We start from the raw sequence: 22,331 nt of genomic DNA, 5'->3' as shown, positions 1-22,331 counted from the left end.
TTAAGAAAAAATAAAAGTAAATTATTAATAAAATTTTATAATTTTAATTTTAACTTTGCTTGATTGATGATCTCATCTGTATCATCAATCGAGGTGACACGCCATGTTTCAAGTTTCCCCTCAAACATCCTGATTCGTTTTTCATTAAACATTGAATTGATGAAGGAAGAAATTCTTTTTGATTTACCGGGCAATGGCAAGATCATTACTGGTACAGAAGTGGCAATAGCCTCAGAAACCATTGAAACACTATCAATTGTAACCAATATATAATCAGCACATGCCAGTAATCCTAAATAGGGATTTTCTCCCTCACCATTCCAAATATATACACTAAATGGTGATAATATCTCTTTCAATCTTTTTAAAGCTGAAGGATTCGTTCTTCTTGAAGGAGTTACCGCAAGTGAAATATTGTTTTTGGTAATAACCCTTTTTAATTGATAAGCAATCTGTTCAGCTTCTTTTACACCAAATTTGAATCTGCCATTATTTCCGCCCAGCAAAACACTTACCAATGGTTTTACCGGATCATGAAGAATGGAATTCCAATAATGCAAATTTTCAGACAGCAATGAGGGAGTTATATGATGCAATGCATTACGCGATACAAGAACATTATCCGCTTTAATATTATCATGAGGATTGGCAATGATAAGATCGAATTTATTTAATGCGATACGCGGATTCTGTATATGTATGGCTATATGATTTTTCTTGCGTAAGTCGGCATTTACAACACCCCCCACACTTCCTACGCTTACAATTACAGAATTATCTTTTGGTTGAAAAGGAAATACCGCTTTCAAAGGATTGGGCCAAAAGGGTGCTGAAATAAATTTCCAGGGAAATCTAGGTTTTAACTGATGAAAACTGTAATCAAATTGTGCTCTTTTAACAAACCCAAGGGCTTGCGTTTTCATTCCAGCAAAATTTTCTGTCAAAATTGAAACTTCTGTCATCGAGTATCTAACTTTAAATGAAAATTGAATTTCTCGTTTATTTGCGAAATTAAATCCTTTGCCATTTTTTTCCATTCATGTGACGTATCCATATGTTCTCTTTTTAACGGAAAAGGCAACTCCAGAATTTTATCAATATTTTTGGCTATATCTTCAGGATTGGGATTGCATAAAAAAACAAGGTCTTTATGATTGCATTGCTCCATTAATCCTCCTACCCTTGTTATTAAAACGGGTTTTGAAAATGCCAGGGCAATGGCCAAAACACCACTTTGACTGGCCTCCTCATACGGCAAGATTATAGCATCCGCCCATTCAAAAATGGAGGCAATTTCATTTTCCGGAACCCATCTATTTTCGACATATACATTTTTTCTACGATTTAACAATTTTAAAACCTTGCTTTTTGGACCCTGCCCTACTATACGAACTATATAAGACCTATCCGATTTGACTAGTTTTAAAGCGTCATTTAACAGATTAAACCCTTTATAAGGCAAAAGACGACCAAAATTCAAAAGATGTATTTCATTTTTGTTTTTTGAAACAGAAATATTTTCATAATCATATTTTAAAGGGGGATGCCATACCCTTATAAATTTTGATTTTGATAAAAAATTCCTTTTATTTAATTGATTGTATACGTATTGAGTAAAAGTTACGATCAAATCTGAATTTTTAATCAACTGTCTTTGCAAAAAATGTTGAAAAAGATATCCATCCCCTGGATGAGGATAAGCATCGTGAATAATTACAACACATGGGATTTTCAATATTTTCAAGGCCGAAATCATAATCATATCTAATAATCCCGGCATTGTGCATATGGCCAAGTCTACCTTATTTTTTTTAAGATGATATATCAAATACAATATCCAATAAGGAGACTCTATCCATCGTATTAAATATCCCAATATTGATGAATATGTTTTAAACTTTATACCAATTTGACATTCCGGATTATAATCAATAATTTCAGCCCGATCGGATAAGGATAGTAAAATGTTTAAATTTTTAATAGATCTTAAAGCATTTGACAATTCAACAGCAATTTTTGGTCCCGCTCCCTTTCTACCCCATTGCCATACTAAAATATTAAATGATTTATCCATTATTTCTTACCAAATAATTATTAAATCTTTTTTTTAAAAATTTTGAATTAAATATCGTTTTAATTTTATTTTTAGATAAAACACCTAAATTATTACGATAGTTTTCATTGTAAAACAATTCATTAATTTTTTTAGCGGTGAATTCAATATCAGGTTCAGCCCACAAGGCATTCGGCAATTCATATACTTTACGTGGGTCTTTTACAGGTATCAGTTTGTAATTAACAGGAACACCACAGTTTTCATCAATATACTCACTAGTTGCAGACCAATTAGTGGAAATAACAGCTTTTCCGTATTGCATAGCTTCTGCTGGCACCAACCCAAAACCTTCACTGCGATGAAGTGACAAAATAATATCAGAATGAAATATAAGCGCCCTATTTTCCTCTGTTGTCAATAAATTAGTATAAAGAATGATATTTTTTTGTCCATCTATCGCTTTCTTTAATTCATTAAAATCCTGACGGAAATCATTAATATAAGAAACCTTGAGAATAAGGCTAATTTTATCATGCGCTATTGTTTCACACGCTTTTCTAAAAGCCCTGATTGCGGCTATAGGATTTTTTCTAACAAAAGATGAAGAAAGATTAAAAGATGTTAATATATTTAAAGTTGCTTGGGGTAAACCAAGACTTTCACGAGTTAGACTTGACGCAATTGCTACAGGATATGCTGCAATAGGATGTGGAACAACCGTAATCTTTTTTTGATATTTATTAGCCCAATGTTTAACGGCTTTTGCGACAAAACGAGAGGGTACCCATATTTCATGAGCAAATCTGAAACCCACCTCCCATTCTTTTGGCAAAATTTCAAGCTCCCATGCCCAATAACCTATTATTTTTCTGTTTTTCAATAAAAAACGAGGTAAATTCAATAATGCAAATGCCAATTGTGGGGCATTGATATGAAAAATCAATGATGCGTATGGATAAACTGATAAAATTCTACACGCTTCCTTATATTTTGTATAAGAAAAACCATAGGGGTCAATATCAATTTTCTGAACGGTTACATTTTCGTTTTTAAGTGCATTATACATTATACGCGCCCCTTCACCCAAACCAGAAGCTTTTGAAAACTCACCAATTATAATTACGCTTTGATCACAAAAGGATTCTGATGATATAGAAGGTGCTAATATTCCCCCCACTTTGCTTAGATAAAATCTTCGCTGATATGGGGGCAATAAACGCCATAATTTATGAAATGGCTGAATCTGCAATACCCTTGAAATAATTACTGTTTATATATGGGAAAGCGTTTACATAAAGCCATGACTTTATTGCGAACAGCTTTTTCCGCAAAACTGTTATCATTATCTTTGGCATTTGCCAATGGAGTTAGAACTTCATTTATCAAGAGACCAATTTCACGAAATTCTGCTTCACCAAACCCTCTAGTTGTCCCTGCTGGACTACCTAGACGAATACCGGAAGTAATGGCCGGTTTTTCCGGATCAAAAGGAACCGCATTTTTATTTGCGGTTATTCCCGCTCTTTCCAAACTTTCTTCCGCCTGTTTTCCCGTTACTTTCTTGGGACGCAAATCAACAAGTAACAAATGGCTGTCCGTACCATTTGTAACAATATCAAATCCACATTCAATCAAGGTGTCTGCCAATACACGGGCATTGTTTGCCACCGCTTTTTGATAGGTCTTGAATTCTGGACGCATTGCTTCAGCAAAGGCCACCGCTTTTGCAGCGATGACATGCATCAATGGACCACCCTGTAATCCGGGAAATACTGCTGAATTGATTTTTTTAGCCAAATCGGGACTGTTTGTTAAAACAATTCCTCCACGAGGTCCACGTAAAGTTTTATGCGTTGTACTGGTGACAATATCAGCGTAATCCATTGGGTTTGGGAAAAGGCCTGCTGCAACCAATCCGGCAAAATGAGCCATGTCAACCATCAGAAAAGCACCAACTTCATCGGCAATTTTTCTGAAACGGGCGAAATCAATAATTCTGGGATATGCAGATCCACCTGCAATAATCAAACGTGGTTTTTCATTTCTTGCAGTCGCCTCGAGTTCGTCATAATCAATCAAGCCATCCTCTTTTCGAATTCCATAGTGCAATGCATGGAACCATTTTCCAGAAAAATTAGGTGCCGCACCATGGGTTAAATGTCCACCCGCTGCCAAATTCATTCCCAATACTTTTTCACCAGGTTTGACAGTAGCCATAAATGCAGCCAGATTGGCATTCGCACCAGAATGTGGTTGAACATTGGCAAATTGCGCGTTGAAAATTTTCTTGACACGTTCAATTGCAAGAACTTCCACCTTATCAACTTCACTACATCCGCCATAATAACGACGTCCGGGATATCCTTCAGCATATTTATTCGTCAATACGCTACCCTGAGCCTCTAAAACTGCCTTGGAAACAATATTTTCACTTGCTATTAACTCAATACCGTCCTGTTGACGGGTAAGTTCGCTTAGTAAAGCTGCGTAAACCTCAGGATCTGTTTGAGAAACATCAGATTGAAAAAATTGATGATATAAATTATTTTCGGACATTCATGGATTCCTAGAAAACTACATATTTAAGAGACTCTCTAATAAATATTCAATTTTGTGATTTTCTGCAATTAAATATGTAAGATAATACGCTATTACTGAAAAAATAAATTCCAAAAAAATATGATTTATTTTAAGAACTTTACACAATATTGTGATAAATTTTAAAAAAGGGCTATTCTATGGATCTATCCAAGAGAAAATCACTATTTAGAAAAAAATCCATAGAAAATAACCAGCATGAAAACGGTTTGGCGCGCGTAATCGGCATGCCTAGTCTGATTTTTTTTGGCGTTGGTGGAATTGTTGGAACCGGACTCTTTACGGTTACAGGTATTGCTGCATCAGAACATGCTGGTCCCGCCGTACTTCTTTCCTTCCTAATAGGAGCATTGGCATGTTCATTCATAGGATTATGTTACAGTGAACTTGCTGGAATGATTACAGAATCGGGCAGTTCTTACAGTTATATCTATATCGCTATGGGAGAATTTATAGCCTGGATTGTTGGATGGAATTTGGTGCTTGAATATTCTGTCGGAGCAGCAGCGGTAGCGGTAAGTTGGTCACAATATTTAAAGTCAATTCTGATAAGTTTTCACTTACACCTACCCTATCAATTTTTCGCTTCACCACTAGAGAAAATAAATATAGACGGCCAGAATATTTCTGGGATATTGAATCTTCCATCCACATTTGTCATCATATTTCTGTCTCTTTATCTGATACAAGGGATTAAACAATCCTTTCGAATGAACAATATGATTGTTTTGATCAAGTTGTTTGTTGTATTTGCTGTTATCGCTTTTGGATTTTCCTATGTTGATTTTGACAATTTCAAGCCTTTTATCCCAGAAAATACAGGTCAATTTGGTCATTTTGGCATTTCAGGAATCTTTCAAGCTGCCGGCATGATCTTTTTTGCCTATATAGGTTTTGATAGCGTAGCTTCTACTGCACAGGAAGTTAAAAATCCATCAAGGGATATCCCGAAAGCTATTTTAATAATCATTACAATTACAGCACTCATTTATGTCACGTTTGCCTTTGTTATTGTTGGGCTTGTCAATTTTCATCAATTGCTTGGTAATGGCGCACCTGTGGCAACAGCCATTGATCACACCCCTTATAAATGGTTACAGCCCGTAATCAAATTCAGTATCATCATTGGTTATTTTCCTGTTCTTGTATTACTTCTTGTAGGTCAAACTCGTATCTTTTTTACCCTTTCTAAAGACGGTTTGATTCCCAAATTCTTTTCTGTTATTCATCCCGACCATAAAACTCCTCATCTATCACACATGTTTTTTATGGTTTTTATCTGTATTCTATCTGCCTTTATTCCTATTTCAATTTTAAGTGAAATGTGCTCTATAGGTGCATTATCCGCCTTTTTTTTCGTATGTATATCAGTAATGATTTTACGTCGAACCCATAAAGATTTCCCTCGGCGTTTTAAGGTGCCAGGTGGCGATATCATACCGATATTTGGCACTTTGGTTTGTTGTGTGCTGATGTATTCCCTAAGCAATATAACATGGTTAACCATTGGGGGATGGATGTTCATAGGTATAATTATTTATTGGCTTTATGGTCATAAACACAGTAAATTACAACAGAAATTTCATAATTAATTAAGGATTGATACCATGATTGGAAGCTTTCCTCTGACTCGTATGCGACGCAATCGAATTGATTCTGCAACGCGTCGTCTGGTAGCTGAAAATAAATTGAGTAAAGATGATTTGATTTGGCCAATTTTTATTATTGAGGGCAACAATATTGAAACAGAAGTTTCTTCAATGCCTGGAATTAAACGGGTTACTGTTGATCGTCTGGCTGCATATATAGAACCTGCTGCAAATCTGGATATCCCCGCGCTTGCATTATTTCCTGTAACCACCAACGATAAACGTGATCCAGAGGGAAAGGAAGCCTATAATCCCGATAATCTAATTTGCCGTGCATCAAGAGAACTTAAAAAAAGATTTCCAGAAATATTATTAATCGGGGATGTAGCTCTTGATCCTTATACCAGCCATGGTCATGACGGTATAATAAAAAATGGTTATGTTGCCAATGATGAAACCATAGAGATACTTGTCAGGCAATCGATTAATCAAGCCCGAGCAGGTATGGATTTTATCGCACCTTCTGACATGATGGATGGTAGGGTCGCGGCAATCCGAAAGGCATTGGACAATGATAATTTTGTTAATACACGAATCATGTCATATGCCGCAAAATATGCCAGTGTTTATTATGGACCTTTCAGAGATGCGCTGGAATCAGGAAAACTTTTAAAAGGCGATAAAAAAACTTATCAGATGGATCCTGCCAATAGTCGAGAGGCTCTTTCTGAAGTCGAACTCGATATTCAAGAAGGTGCTGATTCAGTTATCATCAAACCGGGATTACCCTATTTGGACATAATCCGAATGGTAAGAGATAGATTCAATATTCCAATTGTCAGTTACCAGGTTTCTGGTGAATATGCCATGTTGAAAAACGCGATTAACCATGATTACCTTGATAATAATCAGGCTATTCTTGAAACGCTTCTCTGTTTCAAGAGAGCTGGAGCAAATGCGATTATGACATATTTTGCTCCAGAAGCGGCAAAATTATTAAAACAGTTATAATTTTCATCTATAAAGGGATATTTTAAATATTAATTAATTATTTTATAAATATCCTTTGGACTAGAATAAGACTAAATTCTCAACCAATTAGGAGATTTATGTCCAACAGATGCACGATTACCTATATAATTTTCCAATATTTCAAAATTTCTGACTTTTGTTTGACCAGGCATTGTAAAACCAATCTTAGAATCAAAAACTATAACCAGTTTCAGTTTTCCTTTACCCAATTTCTGTAATAAAACACCACTACCCTTTTTTAATTCAGGAATTTGTTCTAGTGGAAATATCAGAAATTTACTGGATGAATTCGCAATGGCAATATAATTTCCATTACTTTCAAGACAAGCGAATGTTTTTTCATTATCCTTTAAAGTTAAGACTTGTTTACCCGTTTTCCGTTCAGTAACTAGATTTTCCCCAGAAATGACAAATCCTTTTGCTGAGGTTGAAACAAGAACATATTTCTTTTTTTCATCTAAAATAAAAAATTCAATAACCTCAGCATCATTTGCTATGTCAGCAAGAAGACGTATGGGTTGACCATCACCTCGGCCTCTTGGTAAATCTAATGCCTTTATATTGAATGATTTACCTTCACTACCGATAATGCAAATTCGATCATTACTATGACATTCCAATATTTTAAATAAATGATCCCCTTCTTTGAATTTCAGCTTATCACTGTCAAGATTATGTCCTTTCAAAGCACGTATCCAACCTTTGGAGGATAAAATAATTGTCAGAGGTTCACGTTCCACCTCTTCCAGAATATCCATAACATCTATTGTTTTAGGCGCTTCAGAAATTTCCGTTTTTCTCAAACTATCATCGGACTGACCGAACGTTTTCAAACCCTCTTTCAATTCTTTGTTTATTTCTTTCCAGCAAAGAGATTCACTTGCCAGCAACGTTTTTAAATTAGATTTTTCATTGGTGAGTTGTGCATATTCATTTTTTATTGCATTTTCTTCCAATCGTCTCAAACTTCTCAAACGGATATTGAGAATGGCTTCAGCCTGAACATCCGACAGATTGAAAGTTTGCATCAAAACAGTTTTTACTTCATCTTCATCTCGAATTATACGAATAACTTCATCGAGATTTAGATATACCGCTAATAAACCCTCCAGAATTTCCAATCGCTGTTCAATAACATTTAACCGATATTGACTTCGACGTTTGAGAACTTCATAACGATGATCCAACCATGATTTCAAAATGGCTTTCAATCCCATCAATTTAGGAACGGCATTGCGATCAAGCACATTCATGTTGTAAGCAAACCGGTTTTCCAAGACAGTCAGTTTAAACATGGATTCCATTAAAATTTCAGGCTGCACCGTTTTAACTTTGGGCTCTAATATAAGCCGTATTTCATCAGTACTTTCATCTCTTATATCTGCCAATAATGGAAGCCTCTTCTGTTCCATCAAAGTGGCTATCTGTTCAATCAATTTGGATTTCTGCACTTGATAGGGTATTTCTTTAACAACGATAACCCAAGTTCCAAATCGACCATGTTCAATTTCCCATTTTGCCCTGAGCCTTAATGAGCCTCGACCAGTTTCGTAAGTTTGTTGAATAACATTTTGATTTTCAACAATTTTCCCACCTGTTGGAAAATCTGGACCTTTTACAAAATGCAACAAATCCTGTGTAGAGGCTTCAGGATTTTTAATAAGGGTCATAGCGGCCTGATAAATTTCACCCACATTATGTGGGGGAATGTTTGTTGCCATTCCAACAGCAATTCCGCTTGCACCGTTTGCCAAAAGATTTGGGAATGCACCTGGTAAAACAACGGGTTCTTTTTCCTCTCCATCATAGGTATCACGAAAATCAACACAATCTTCATCGATACCTTGCAATAAAGACTGGGCAATTCTTGTCATACGGGATTCTGTATAACGCATAGCCGCAGCATTATCACCATCAATGGATCCAAAATTCCCCTGTCCCTCAATCAAGGGATACCGTACAGCGAAATCCTGTGCGAGACGAACGAGCGCTTCATAGACAGCGGCATCCCCATGAGGATGATATTTACCAATAACATCCCCAACAATACGGGCGCATTTCTTGAATCCTGATTTTGGATCAAGTTTCAATTGACGCATGGCATATATCAAACGACGATGAACAGGTTTCAATCCATCCCTTACATCTGGTAATGAACGCGACATTATTGTTGACAGGGCATAGGCCAGATAACGTTCACTTAATGCCCTTGCAAAGGGAGCGTCCTTGATTAAACCGTCAGATGCAGCAGTCATATTATACTCTTGTATGTTTTAATTTTTTATTTGTATATGATTATACAGAATAGAGAATTAGTCCATCATAGGCAACTTCGATGTCCGGCGGCAGATTTGCCTTTAGCCAATTCCAATCCATATCAGGTCCCATATGCGTTAAAATCGTTCTTTTAGGCTTGATAATTTTTTTCCATTCCAGAACCTTGCCAATCCATGCATGAGCAGGATGTTCATTCCGTTGAAAACATCCCACAATAAACAGATCAAGATAGGATAAAATTTTCAACCCTTGTTCCGGAATCCGAACCACATCGGTACAATATGCCACATCACCACATCGTATACCCATGGATTTACAAAAACCATGTACCTGTTCACATGTTTGAATAGATTGATTTTCAATCATGAAATTATCATAATAATCAATCTGATGAACATCCAAAACTGGACGAAAAAAATATGGTTGGGTTTTCCATGGCTTAAATGCGTAGGCAAATCTTGATTTCAATTCGGATAATGTATCTTTCGTTGCATATATTGGTAAGGCTTTACCCAAAACTCTGTTGATTGAACGCAATTCATCCAGACCAGCAATATGATCTGCATGTGCATGAGAATAAATGACAGCGTCAACCCTGCCAATTTTTTCTCTCAATAACTGAGTTCGTATATCAGGACCTGAATCAATTAGAATTCTTTTGCCATTATTCAACTCAATAACGATAGAGGATCGAGTTCGTTGATTCTTTTGTTCCAGGGGATCACATATTCCCCAATTCCCCTGACCATCATCACCTCCTACCAATGGGACACCACCCGAACCTCCGCATCCCAGAATAGTAATTTTCATTAAACAATTTACCTTTTAAAAGACGCCTTTTTAAAAAGACGATGAAAATTATCTGTTGTTTGTTTTTTAAACGTTTCAAAATCGATTGCCAACAATTTGGCCATAAATTCTGCTGTTTGATAAACATATGCAGGTTCATTTTGTTTGCCCCGAAATGGTACGGGAGCCAGATAAGGAGAATCAGTTTCAACAAGAATTCTATCTTGAGGTAAATGGAGAACGATATCGCGTAAATCCTGGGCTTTTTTAAAAGTGATTATACCTGAAATACTAATATATCCACCCAAATCTAGAACTGTTTCGGCCAGTTTCATACTAGATGTAAAACAATGAATTAAAAATGGAAATCGTCCTCCTTTTTCTGTCTCTCTCTTTAAGATTTTGGCAATATCATCATCTGCATCCCGGGCATGAATACATACAGGCAATCCAGTTTGTTGCGAGGCACGGATATGATTTTCAAAAGATTCTTTCTGTCGTTCAAAAGCCTCTTGTTTACCGTAAAAATAATCAAGTCCGGTTTCACCTATACCTATAACTTTGGGATGATTGGTTAATTCAACAATTCTGTCAACAGAACAAAAAGGTTCATCCATCACATATTCAGGATGAGTTCCAATCGTGCACCATACACTCAAATGATCAGTTGTATAATCGGTTATTCCTATTTGCTGCCGCGCATTTGATAAACGCGTTCCTATTGTTACAACTTCACCCAAACCTGCATGTGTTGCACGATCAATAATGGCTTTTTTTTCATCATCATCAAAAAAATCAAGATGGCAGTGTGAATCAACCAGATGCATCAGATTTGTTCAGCTTCCGTATAACGAGGAAAAATAGGAGAAGGTAAAGGTAATTTTATTCCTGAATGAATTTCTTTTTCAAGATCTGAAAAATTACGTTCATTTTTACCAACCCCAAGCTGGGTCAATAATTTATCCATACTATTAGGCATGAATGGCTGTAAACAAGTAGCAATTTCGCGCAACATATCAACCAAGGTTCTTAAAACAGTCTTCATACGCTCGAAATCAGTTTTTTTCAATTTCCATGGCGCCTGATGATCGATATATGCATTTGAAGCGCGTATAACCTTCCAAATATCCTCTAAAGATTCATTAAAAGCCTGACGGTCCATTTGTTCCCTTAATAAAATCGGCAACAGTTTAGCTTTTGCTATCAACTGTATATCCACATCCAATCTTTTTCCAGTATCTGGTAAAATACCGTCACAATTTCTGGTAATTTGAGTCAAAGTTCTCTGTGCAAGATTACCCAGATCATTGGCCAATTCATTATTCATGCGATTGATCAGGGATTGTCTGCTATAGTCTCCGTCTCCACCGAAAGGAACTTCACGCAAAAGAAAAAATCGGACAGGATCCAGTCCGAACTCATTGATCAATTCAATAGGCTCAACAACATTTCCTACTGATTTACTCATTTTTTCACCTTCTACGGTCCACCATCCATGCGAAAATATTCGTCTGGGAACTTCCAAACCCGCCGCCATTAAAAAAGCTGGCCAATACAACGCATGGAAACGTGCAATTTCCTTCCCCACCAAATGCAAATCTGCTGGCCAAAAACGCCACCGATCTGATAATTCCGTATCAGGATAGCCCAATGCGGAAATATAATTTGTCAACGCATCGAACCATACATACATGACATGATCCTTATCGCCTGGAACTGGAATACCCCACTTGAAACTCGTACGACTGATGGATAAATCACGTAAACCAGATTTTACAAAACTTAACAGTTCATTCTTACGACTTTCTGGGCCGATAAATTCTGGATGTAACTCATAAAATTCCAACAACTTGTCTTGCCAGGCAGACAATCTAAAAAAATAGGATGGTTCTTTTAACCATTTAACCTGTGCCCCTGTGGGCGCAATCTTTTGTCCATCTGCTGTAGTAGTTAGTTCATCTTCACTATAATAACACTCATCCCTGAGTGAATACCACCCTTCATAAGCGCCAAGATAAATGTGACCAGCATCAGCGATTTTTTTCCATAAAGTCTGGCAGCTTCTTTTATGACGTTCCTCGGTCGTTCGTATAAAATCATTATATGATATGTTTAACTGATCAGCCATATTTCTGAATTTTGCAGAAATTTCATTTACAAATACTTCCGATGTTTGTTTATTATTGTGGGCAGCCTGCTCTACCTTTTGTCCATGCTCGTCAGTACCCGTCAAAAAGAATACATCATATCCATCCAATCGTTTGAATCGGGCCAAAACATCCGCAGCGATTGAGGTATAGGCATGACCAATATGGGGTAACCCGTTTACATAATAAATCGGGGTGGTTATCATATAATGGTTTTTCATAATTCACTTACTAGTTCGAAATCGGAAATTAGGGTTTGTCTTTTATCCAAATTAAAAGATTCTGTATCTTTATGCCATTTTAAAATTTTTTGCCAAATATCAATCCATTCCATTAATGTTCGAGATGGATTGCCAAATCGTTCCTGCCTTGATTTTATAGCCTCACCGATCAGCATATTGAATTTATCTGTCAATAAGCTAAAAAAAACAGAAAATCCATCTTCTTTTTGTAAAATATACTTAACTTTTTCATTCAGCTCACTTCCTTTGAAAGGCTTCTCGAAAAAGGCATCAACAATATTTTGCAAATTTGAGGCGTCAGAATTCAATAATGATAATGCTTTACCAATCGATCCCTGAGACAGGGTAATTATTTTTTGATATTCTGCCTCAGAATATTCGGGAGCTAATTTAATCAAGGCTTCTAATAAAACAGTATTTGATAAGGGATGAAGCATTAATTTACGACAACGACTTGAAATCGTTGGCAACAAACGGTTTGGATGTGCAGTGATCAAAAAAATTAAAGCAGCATCTGGAGGCTCTTCCAAAATTTTTAATAAACTATTGGCCGCATTCTGATTCATCAAATCCGCCTCTTCGATAATGACAATGCGCCACCCGCCATTGGCAGAAGTCAATCGTAAAAACGTTCCAACCGCTTTTATATCATCCATCAAAATTTCCGAACGAAGACGGTTTTTCTTTTCATCTATTCTTCGACTAACCGTTAATAAATCAGGATGACTACCCGCCTTTATCTTAGCCAACACATTTTCAGAGCTACCAAGAATCAAACGAATGACATGATTGACAAAAGTTTTTTTGCCTACCCCGACCTCACCACATATCAACCATGCATGATGAAGCTTATTCTGGAAAATGACTTGTTTGAAACAATCATATTCCTTTTCATGTCCCCATAAAGAGTCATCTAGTTTTGCTGTCATTGTTTTTAATATATCTTGATTCAGATAGTTTATGCGTGACGAGATTGTAAACTTCCCGAGTTACCTCATGCAATAATTTATGAGCTTTGATAACTTTACATCGATTTTTATTATTTTTAGCTATCAGTTGAAAACCATTCAGAACACGATAATGAAAATCATACCCGAGTTGTTCATAAGCATCAATTTTTGTTTGACGTTTTAGACAACGCTCAATAAGCGTTTCATAAGGAGCATCAAATATCAATGTTAAATTGGGAATTAAATCTATCAAATTGGATAATTTTTGAATAAAATTCAAAATATCCGGATTTTCCTTACCTAATCCATATCCTTGATATGCCAAGGTTGAATCAATAAAACGATCACACAGCACTATTTTACCCTGTTGAAGCGCTGGTTTTATGACCTGATCTACATGATCGCACCTTGCGGTAAAATGAGCCAGGATTTCAGCTTTAAGCGAAAAATCGCAATTCCCAAATAATAATAATTTCCTAATGGCCTCGGCACCCGTTGTTCCACCTGGCTCACGGGTTAAGAGCACATCAATATTATCTTTTTGCAGCTTTTCTTTCAATAATTGAGCTTGTGTAGATTTTCCAGCACCTTCACCGCCCTCAAAAGTAATAAAATATCCTGACATAAATAATAAAATAATGTTGATTAATTTTTATTCGTTAAACGATAGCTTACATTTTTCATCATACGTGAAATAATATTAGCTTTTTCAACAGTCTCACCAGCTATTATGGGAACTTGTACAGTAATTCCACCATTTTTTACAGACAGAGAGGCCTCAACATTTTGTCCTTTCATAACAGGTGCGGACAATGGGGCGTTATAATCAAGGGTTACCTTCAATTTATCACGCATCCCGACAGGCAAGGTTAAAACAAGATTTTCACCTGCAACCAGTGGAACTGTTTCTTGTGCTCCCAACCAAACTGGTGCCTGTTCAACAATATCCCCTTTATTGAATAACTTAACATTTTCAAATTGATTGAAAGACCATTCTATCAAACGTTCACTCTCATGGGCCCGCATATTCATCGAGGTTAATCCGTTGACCACCATTATGACCCGACGACCATTCCGTTCAGAACTGGCACATAATCCATAACCGCCAGCATCTGTATGTCCTGTTTTCAAACCGTCCGCAAGCCCTTTGTCTACCAAAACATTTCGATTGCCCTGGGTGATTTTATTGAAAGTGAATTCTTTTTCGGAAAAAAAATGATAGTATTCGGGATAATCATGAATAAGATGATAGGCTATCAGAGCAATATCACGGGCAGACATCAGATGATTGCTATCCGGCCATCCGGTACAGTTCATAAAATGAGAATTCCGCAATCCCATCTTGGGCGCCATTTCATTCATCATGGATACAAACTGCTGTTCAGATCCGGCAATTCCTTCGGCAAGTACAATACAGGCATCATTCCCGGATTGTATAACAACACCCTGGATCAAATCTTGGACAGAAACTTGTCCATTCAGGGGAACAAACATTTTTGATCCTTGCATTTTCCAGGCTTTCTCACTTACGGGAAGCAACTGATCAAGCTTTAAACGCCCGGTTCGCAGCATGGCAAAAACAATATAACAGGTCATGATTTTTGTCAAAGACGACGGATGCATAGGTTGGTCTGCCAATTTATCCATCAAAACGGTACCTGTATTATAATCCATGATAAAGGCGTATTGTGCCAGCGTGTCAAAAGGACCTATTGGTGTTACGGCTGGTGGACCATTCGAAATCGCCTCTTGAGTTGCTGACGAGAATTTCCTGCTTGCCGCCTTACGAATGGCTCTTCGGGCACTTGCTGAATTTGAATCTATCAGAGCCAGAGATGCAGCTACGCTACTAATTCCAGTCAATATTGATCTACGAGTATGCACGCTTGTTCCTATTCAACTATAATTTTGGCACCCTTAATGCCAGATTTTAACAAATAATCAAGATTTTGATCTGCACTTTCGACTGATTGATAGGGACCAGAACGAACATGCAATATTCTGCGCCCTCCTTCAAAACTATAGGTCACTCTCCCACCAATACGTGCCGCCAATTTATTAGCATAAATTCGCAAGGTGAAAGAGCCACAATCAATCCATATTTGCCCTCCTGTAATTTGACCCTGCGTAAAAGTGACGGGCAAATCTTTTAATATTAATGAAGAATTTAATGCTTTTTGGAAAGTGGGATCTGATTTTTTTTTCGCATTATTTTCGCTTGATTTGCCATTCAGATTTTCAACCATGATTGTATCCAAAGGCGCAGTGTTAACTTTCATTTCCGTTTGCGGACCATTGGGCATTTCAAAAGCAAGATTTTGGCTTTGATTTTCTTCCTCAACAATTTCGATTTTCGCTGTTTGACCGTTTGAAATTCCCAATAATTCACCAGCTTTTGGCGTCAATTCCAACAATCTTGAAGGATAAGATGATGGACGATCATTCAAACGAATTGAAATTTCCCTACCATTGTCAACATTGCGAACTTTTATAATACTTGGTAATTGCAATGTGGGATGTGCACCCGTCATACGTTGCGGATCATAATATTCCCCATCAGCAGTCACTTTATTTTTCTGATTTTTGGATATAACTGCCAAACCTGTTGCATGATAGGCAAAATTTTCCTCAGGATAATACCATTGTTCCCCAACCTGATAAGGTTGACCAACCACGTAGTGAATCTGAGCTGGTTGCAACGGTTTTTCTTCCTTGGTACAACAGGCTATACTTATCAACAATAGAGAAAATAAATATTTTTTCACGATATAATTCAAATTCACGAAATTAATATTTTGTTATTTTATATTTATATTACAAAAAAACAATCATTTTATGCAACTATCGCATCTCCCAGCAATCCGACTGCAAGTGCATAATAATCCGAAGGGTTGTAGCGGTGTATTACATTAAAATTATGATAAATCATAAAACCATTATTATTTTTCTCATCCGGTTTCAAAATACTGCCATAAATATCCAGACGGGAAAAATCCGAACCATCTGATCGCTTAACGCCTATTGATTTCCACTCATCAAGTGTTTTTGAAACATTATGTCCGATATATGAACCATTGAAATCATTTGGCAATAAAATTTTTTGTCCCCAGGGTTCAGATCCATGCCAACCATTTTTCCTCAGATAATTGGCAATTGAAGCCAGTACATCTTTTTCATTTGTCCAAATATTTGGATGACCGTTTCCTGAAAAATCAACCGCATACCGTAAATATGCACTTGGCATAAATTGGGGCTGGCCCATTGCACCAGCATAACTGCCCATCATATTTTCGGGATTGATATTTCTATGATTAAGAATTCTTAATGCATTCATGAGCTCAATTTTGAAAAATTTAGCTCTTCTACCTTCATAAGCCAAAGTTGCCAAAGCATCAATAACATTAAATTTTCCGAGAAATTTGCCATAAAAGGATTCTATGCCCCATATTCCAACAAGTATAGAAGGATCAACTTCATAACTCTGCCAAAGGGCAGTCAAAAACGTTTGAAGTTCCTGAAATTTATTGCGACCTTGTTCTATTTTTTCTACTGTTATGACTTTTTTATAATATTGTTGCCATGTCATGACAAATTCTGGCTGTTTATGATCAAGTTCAATCACTTTTTTATTCGGTAAAGAATAATTCAAAGCATGCCTCATAATAGAGGCATTCAATCCTAGCTGAACAGCCTGTTGATATATATTGAAAAGAAAGGATTTATATTCGGATGATGATCTCGCAAAAGCGGGGATATTCGAAAAAACAAATTTTCCACTTCCAACTGCCATAACTGCTGTGCCAATAGAATTTGCCAAAAATTGTCTTCGCTTCATCGCTATTACCCTTTTATGTCGATTAAAATATATTGGCTTACCAAATAATTTTAATTAAAATCATGTAATTATTTCACTTTTACTATAGCAATTTCATTTTCCTGCAAAAAGAGTGATATTTGATCCCCAAATTTCAGTTTACCTACACCCTTTGGCGTACCAGTGAAAATCACATCTGATTTTTTTAATGGAACAAACTGGCTAATATAGGATATAATCTTGCTGAAATTAAATATCATGTTATTGCTATTTCCTCTCTGACGCTCTTCTCCATTTAATTTCATTGAAAAGCAAATAGGAAGAGATAACAGTTCCTTTTTTACAAAAGAGGAAAGGTAACAGGAATCTTTAAAACCCTTTGCTAAAAACCAGGGCAATTTTTTCTCTTTCAATGCTGTTTGCAGGTCTCTAGCCGTCAAATCAAGGCCCAGAGCGATTTCATCATAATAATTCTCGGCTTTGTTCTCCGAAATTTTAAAACCATCCTGGGAAATCTTTAATACAATTTCAGTTTCATAATGAATATTCTGTGAAAAATCAGGTAGGATAATTGTATCTCCCTCAACCAAGGAGGTGTTGGGTTTACTAAAAATTACGGGGACAGATTCGATTTGATTTCCCAATTCTTTTGCATGTTCAGCAAAATTTCTGCCAACACAATAAATATTATTAATCATCATTTCATCCAATACACAAACAGGGAATTTTAGGTATTTTTTTAATTATACAGGTAAATTATGATGATTATATGTACAAACGAAAAACAATATTTTTTGAATTATGATTAGTTTTTTTTTACGGTTAGGATAAGATGGTGGGCGCAACAGGGATTGAACCTGTGACCCCTACCATGTCAAGGTAGTGCTCTCCCGCTGAGCTATGCGCCCATCTTAACGTTTGATAAACTGCTTGATACACATCTTAGTTTAAAAGCGCAAGTGGTCAAATGCAAAAAAATAAAATATTTTAATATAATCATTCTTTTTTTTCCGTTAGCAAGGTTATTTTGTGCCAATTCATAAAACAAAAATATATCATTTACAGAAACCTGATAATAATGTTTTACCGTTTTTAGTCAGCTCACCTCATTCTGGACAATTCTATCCAAAGAATTTGCTTGAACTAACAAGATTACCCTTGGATGAATTACGCAAGAGTGAAGACAGTTTTGTCCATGAACTTTTTCATCATGTATCTAATTATGGTGGAAGTTTGTTAAATGCAGAATTATCCCGTATTTTCTGTGATCTCAATCGATGGGCATGGGAACTTGATCCAAAAATGTTCAAAGAACAACTTCCCCCATGGTGTGATACAGAATCCGCTCGGGTAAACAACGGAATTGGAACAGTTCATAAAATCAGCAATTCAGGAAAAGTTATTTTCAAATATTATCTTTCATTTACCCATATTGAAAAACTAGTTCAAAATTATTGGTTTTCCTATCATCAACAAATTCAAAATTTCATTCATAATTGTAAAAATCGTTTCAATGGAGGCATTATCCTTGATGTACATTCAATGCCATCCCCACGCATCCAAACCTCTGCCTTTGCAGATATAATATTAGGGGACAATTTTTCAAAAAGCTGTTGCCCGCTATTAATAAACCAGACTGCTAGATATTTTCAATCAAAAGGCTTAACAGTGAAAAAAAATATACCTTATGCAGGAGGGTATATTACCAGTCATTATGGAAATCCTTTTAAAAATATTCATGTTTTACAAATTGAAATAAATAAAAAATTGTATTTGAATGAAGAATGTTTCCAACTCAATGAAAATTTTTTTAGAATTCAAAAAATTATGACTGAATTTCTGATTATGATTACCAGTCAGTGGAAAGAAATTTTAAAAATTTAATTGTTACCAAAAAAAATTATTAATTGTCTTCGTTAATTTCCAGTTTATTTTGTTATATAATTAATTCAAATTTAATTTTAACCCATAAATATGATAAAGGCTTACAAGTGAAAATGAGTGATGCAACATCTACGCATGCTGAAGAACAACACAATTTTAGTGCAGAAGTTGAACGCCTTATGGATCTGGTTGTTCATGCACTTTATTCAGAGAGAGAAATTTTTTTAAGAGAATTAATTGCCAACTCTGCAGATGCATTGGATAGAAGACGTTTTGAATCGCTTACCAATCAAACAGTTGCCTTGCCCGATAAACCCCAAATAATTTTAACCGTTGATAAAAAGGGAAATTTATTAACGATCAGTGATGATGGTCTCGGTATGAGTAAGGATGAGATGATCCAAAATCTCGGAACCATTGCAAAATCAGGAACAAGAACGTTTGAAAAACAGCTCAAGGATGCCAAACCCGAAGATCGTGTTAACCTCATCGGTCAATTTGGTGTTGGATTTTATTCAGCCTTCATGGTGGCGGATAAAGTTGAGGTGATTTCACGACGTGCCGGATCGGATGAAGCCTGGGCATGGAACTCTGAAGGTAAAGGCAAGTATAGTATCGCTTCCTCAACAAGAAATACACCTGGTACAGATGTTATTCTTCATATTAAAAAAGATGCTGAAGAATATTTGGAAAGCATGCGACTGGAGAATATTATCCGTAAATGGGCAGATCATATTGCCTGGCCCATTACGATTAAACAGGATGACAAAGAAACATCCGCCAATGAAGGTCAAGCAATCTGGACAAAACCACGTGGCGATATTTCCGATGAACAACTAGATGAATTCTATCGTCATGTAACCCATTTATTTGACAAACCACTGGCTACGCTTTTATGGCATGCTGAAGGCGTGATTGAATTCACTTCTTTGTTATTTATTCCCGGAATGGTTTCTCCATTCGCACCAGTTGATCAAGAAAGAAAAAGCAAGGTAAGATTGCATGTACGCCGTATGTTTATTACTGATGAAGCGGACATGCTTCCACCTTGGTTACGTTTCATTCAGGGGATTGTGGATACTGAAGATCTTCCCCTAAATGTATCTAGGGAAATGCTACAAAACACTCCCGTTCTTGCACGTATTCGTAAGAACCTTGTTAACCGTGTGATAAGTGAATTAAAAAAACTTTCGGAAGATAAAGAAAAATATACAAAATTTTGGGAACTTTTCGGGGCAATTCTTAAAGAAGGACTTTGGGAACCCAATGAAAACAATGATACAATTGCCAAAATCTCAAGATTCTATTCATCTACCGTTGATGGTTTGACAAGTCTTTCCGACTATGTGGAACGTATGAAAGAAAATCAGGAGGCCATCTATTTCTTGGCTGGAGATTCCCTTGAAGTCTTAAAAACCTCACCTCATCTTGAAGGTTTCAAGGCACAAGGAATCGAGGTCCTATTATTCACTGATCCCGTGGATGCTTTCTGGCCTGATCGATTTGGAAAATTTGAGGAAAAACCTTTACGCAGCATTACCCGTGCCAAGGAAGATCTCGATAAACTTATGGGAAAGGAGGAAAGATCAAACAGCGAGGAAGAAGAAAAACTTTTAAAAACTTTGATGGAAAGTTTGAAAGACAAAATTACGGATGCTCGCATGACGACACGCCTTGTTGACAGTCCTGTAATTTTGGCTGCAAAAGAGGACGGTCCCGATTTACAGATGCAACGTTTAATGCGTCGTAATGATCGCTCAATTCCTTCAGCCCCACCTGTTCTGGAAATTAATCCTAATCATAATTTAATCAAATCTTTAATCAAGAAGGTAAATTCAGGTGAGAATATAGATGAAGCTGCTTTTATACTGCTTGATCTTGCAAAAATACAGGATGGGGAAATGCCATCTGATCCAACATTATTTGCAAAACGTATTGCAGCCGCATTAGCATAATCTTATATATATTAAAAATGGCGATGCATCAATGAATGCTCGCCTTTTTCAAAACCTTAAACAAGAAATATTTGGTCTATTTTTCAAAACAGAATTCAGCGTTTGGAAACGTTCTGGATCTGACTTCCATGGCATATGATTTGACTGCCTCTTCCATTGTTTGACCAATTTGGGCATACCGTTTAACAAATTTTGGTTTAAATCCCTGAAAAACACCAAAAATATCATCACATACCAAGACTTGACCATCACAGGCTGGAGAAGCACCTATTCCAATTGTAGGTATTGATAATTGTTCAGTAATTGTTTTTGCCACTGATTCAACCACTCCCTCCAAAACAATTGCAAAAGCACCTGCTTTGGCAATAGCATTACTATCCCGCATGACTTTTTCAATTTGTTTGGTGTTTTTTCCTGCAATTTTAAACCCACCCATGGTTTGAACAGCTTGCGGCATCAATCCAACATGTCCACAAACAGGTATACCTCTTTTGACAAGAAATTCAACGGTTTCAGCCATTTCCTCCCCACCTTCGAGTTTCACTGCTGCTGCACCCGTTTCCTGCAATATGCGTGCTGCGTTCCTAAAGGCCTGCTGCGGATTTTCCTGATAGGAGGCGAAAGGTAAATCAACCATCACACATGCATTTTTTGATCCACGCATAACAGCCTTGCCATGTTCGATCATCATTTCAACTGTCACAGCCAAAGTCGTGTCAAATCCGTATATGACCATCCCGAGTGAATCACCCACGAGTATCAAATCAACATGAGGATCCACAATTTGTGCAACTGAAGCAGTATAGGCGGTCAAGGAAACAATTGGTTCCTTATTTTTTTTCGCCGATATCTGGGGAACAGTAATTCTTTTGATCTTATTCTCTATCATTCAAATCTCTATGATTTATAACTGATTAAACCTATTGTAAAATATTAATGACTATTTATTTTATGATGTTTTAACTAGCCCGATTAACAAATTATTTCAAAAAACTTTA

19 protein-coding genes and 1 tRNA gene are annotated in these 22,331 nt (G+C 36.5%); 4 read left to right on the top strand and 16 right to left on the bottom strand.

The genetic code is table 11. From position 1 onward, the window contains the following. Positions 1-35 precede the first annotated feature (35 nt). The 4 genes from H3R28_RS05460 to glyA are packed head-to-tail and all read right to left on the bottom strand — an operon-like array spanning position 36 to position 4,612. Positions 36-962: a mitochondrial fission ELM1 family protein gene (locus H3R28_RS05460; RefSeq protein ID WP_198210006.1), complete on the bottom strand. Its 927-nt coding sequence runs from the start codon at positions 960-962 to the stop codon at positions 36-38. Continuing rightward, positions 959-2,074 carry a glycosyltransferase family 4 protein gene (locus H3R28_RS05455; RefSeq protein WP_198210005.1) on the bottom strand — a complete coding sequence of 372 codons (1,116 nt, stop codon included), beginning with the start codon at positions 2,072-2,074 and terminating at the stop codon, positions 959-961. Before H3R28_RS05455 ends, H3R28_RS05460 begins: the two co-directional genes overlap by 4 nt. Then, positions 2,067-3,305: a glycosyltransferase family 4 protein gene (locus H3R28_RS05450; RefSeq protein ID WP_198210004.1), complete on the bottom strand. Its 1,239-nt coding sequence runs from the start codon at positions 3,303-3,305 to the stop codon at positions 2,067-2,069. The genes H3R28_RS05455 and H3R28_RS05450 overlap by 8 nt, the downstream gene beginning before the upstream one ends. 14 nt (positions 3,306-3,319) lie before the next feature. Beyond that, positions 3,320-4,612 carry a serine hydroxymethyltransferase gene (gene glyA / locus H3R28_RS05445; protein ID WP_198210003.1) on the bottom strand — a complete coding sequence of 431 codons (1,293 nt, stop codon included), beginning with the start codon at positions 4,610-4,612 and terminating at the stop codon, positions 3,320-3,322. A gap of 182 nt (positions 4,613-4,794) precedes the next feature. On the opposite strand from glyA, the gene H3R28_RS05440 reads away from it, so the two are divergent. Both H3R28_RS05440 and hemB read left to right on the top strand, forming a co-directional pair. Beyond that, complete coding sequence (locus H3R28_RS05440) at positions 4,795-6,246, top strand: APC family permease (protein WP_198210002.1); 1,452 nt, start codon at positions 4,795-4,797, stop codon at positions 6,244-6,246. A gap of 15 nt (positions 6,247-6,261) precedes the next feature. Next, positions 6,262-7,254: a porphobilinogen synthase gene (gene hemB, locus H3R28_RS05435; protein ID WP_122123524.1), complete on the top strand. Its 993-nt coding sequence runs from the start codon at positions 6,262-6,264 to the stop codon at positions 7,252-7,254. 71 nt (positions 7,255-7,325) lie between these two features. Here the strand turns inward: hemB and parC are convergent, their stop codons facing one another. From parC to H3R28_RS05380, 11 genes are all read right to left on the bottom strand, one after another. Further along, entirely contained in the window at positions 7,326-9,530 is a 2,205-nt protein-coding gene (gene parC, locus H3R28_RS05430) for a DNA topoisomerase IV subunit A (RefSeq protein ID WP_198210000.1), read from the bottom strand. Positions 9,531-9,570: 40 nt separating this feature from the next. After that, on the bottom strand, positions 9,571-10,362 hold the full coding sequence (locus H3R28_RS05425) for an MBL fold metallo-hydrolase (RefSeq protein WP_198209998.1): 792 nt from the start codon (positions 10,360-10,362) through the stop codon (positions 9,571-9,573). Between the two features lie 8 nt (positions 10,363-10,370). Then, positions 10,371-11,168 carry a TatD family hydrolase gene (locus tag H3R28_RS05420; RefSeq protein WP_198209997.1) on the bottom strand — a complete coding sequence of 266 codons (798 nt, stop codon included), beginning with the start codon at positions 11,166-11,168 and terminating at the stop codon, positions 10,371-10,373. Then, positions 11,168-12,709, bottom strand: a complete 1,542-nt coding sequence (gene metG / locus H3R28_RS05415) for a methionine--tRNA ligase (protein WP_198209995.1) — start codon at positions 12,707-12,709, stop codon at positions 11,168-11,170. The genes H3R28_RS05420 and metG overlap by 1 nt, the downstream gene beginning before the upstream one ends. Then, a complete protein-coding gene (locus H3R28_RS05410) occupies positions 12,706-13,659 on the bottom strand; it encodes an AAA family ATPase (protein ID WP_198209993.1) in 954 nt (317 codons plus the stop codon). Before H3R28_RS05410 ends, metG begins: the two co-directional genes overlap by 4 nt. Beyond that, the gene (tmk, locus tag H3R28_RS05405; RefSeq protein ID WP_198197179.1) at positions 13,640-14,305 is read right to left on the bottom strand and encodes a dTMP kinase; all 666 of its coding nucleotides are present in this window, start codon (positions 14,303-14,305) and stop codon (positions 13,640-13,642) included. The genes H3R28_RS05410 and tmk overlap by 20 nt, the downstream gene beginning before the upstream one ends. A 20-nt stretch (positions 14,306-14,325) precedes the next feature. Further along, positions 14,326-15,564 carry a D-alanyl-D-alanine carboxypeptidase family protein gene (locus H3R28_RS05400; protein ID WP_198209991.1) on the bottom strand — a complete coding sequence of 413 codons (1,239 nt, stop codon included), beginning with the start codon at positions 15,562-15,564 and terminating at the stop codon, positions 14,326-14,328. An 8-nt stretch (positions 15,565-15,572) separates the two neighbouring features. Beyond that, positions 15,573-16,445, bottom strand: a complete 873-nt coding sequence (locus H3R28_RS05395) for an SPOR domain-containing protein (RefSeq protein WP_155565378.1) — start codon at positions 16,443-16,445, stop codon at positions 15,573-15,575. A 68-nt stretch (positions 16,446-16,513) separates the two neighbouring features. Next, complete coding sequence (locus tag H3R28_RS05390; protein ID WP_198209989.1) at positions 16,514-17,515, bottom strand: lytic transglycosylase domain-containing protein; 1,002 nt, start codon at positions 17,513-17,515, stop codon at positions 16,514-16,516. A 68-nt stretch (positions 17,516-17,583) separates the two neighbouring features. Further along, a complete protein-coding gene (locus H3R28_RS05385) occupies positions 17,584-18,195 on the bottom strand; it encodes a fumarylacetoacetate hydrolase family protein (RefSeq protein WP_198209987.1) in 612 nt (203 codons plus the stop codon). A 132-nt stretch (positions 18,196-18,327) separates the two neighbouring features. Beyond that, positions 18,328-18,402 (bottom strand) — tRNA-Val (locus H3R28_RS05380). Between the two features lie 121 nt (positions 18,403-18,523). Between H3R28_RS05380 and H3R28_RS05375 the strand changes: the two genes are divergently transcribed. Beyond that, positions 18,524-19,378 carry an N-formylglutamate amidohydrolase gene (locus H3R28_RS05375; protein ID WP_198209986.1) on the top strand — a complete coding sequence of 285 codons (855 nt, stop codon included), beginning with the start codon at positions 18,524-18,526 and terminating at the stop codon, positions 19,376-19,378. Between the two features lie 113 nt (positions 19,379-19,491). Then, a complete protein-coding gene (gene htpG / locus H3R28_RS05370; RefSeq protein WP_198209984.1) occupies positions 19,492-21,333 on the top strand; it encodes a molecular chaperone HtpG in 1,842 nt (613 codons plus the stop codon). 76 nt (positions 21,334-21,409) lie between these two features. Here htpG and panB read toward each other — a convergent pair whose 3' ends face one another. Next, complete coding sequence (gene panB / locus H3R28_RS05365) at positions 21,410-22,222, bottom strand: 3-methyl-2-oxobutanoate hydroxymethyltransferase (RefSeq protein WP_198209982.1); 813 nt, start codon at positions 22,220-22,222, stop codon at positions 21,410-21,412. Positions 22,223-22,331: the final 109 nt, after the last annotated feature.

The sequence above is a fragment of the Commensalibacter sp. M0268 genome (genome assembly GCF_016101925.1).
Classification (GTDB): domain Bacteria; phylum Pseudomonadota; class Alphaproteobacteria; order Acetobacterales; family Acetobacteraceae; genus Commensalibacter; species Commensalibacter melissae.
This window is presented reverse-complemented; position numbering and strand designations above follow the sequence as displayed.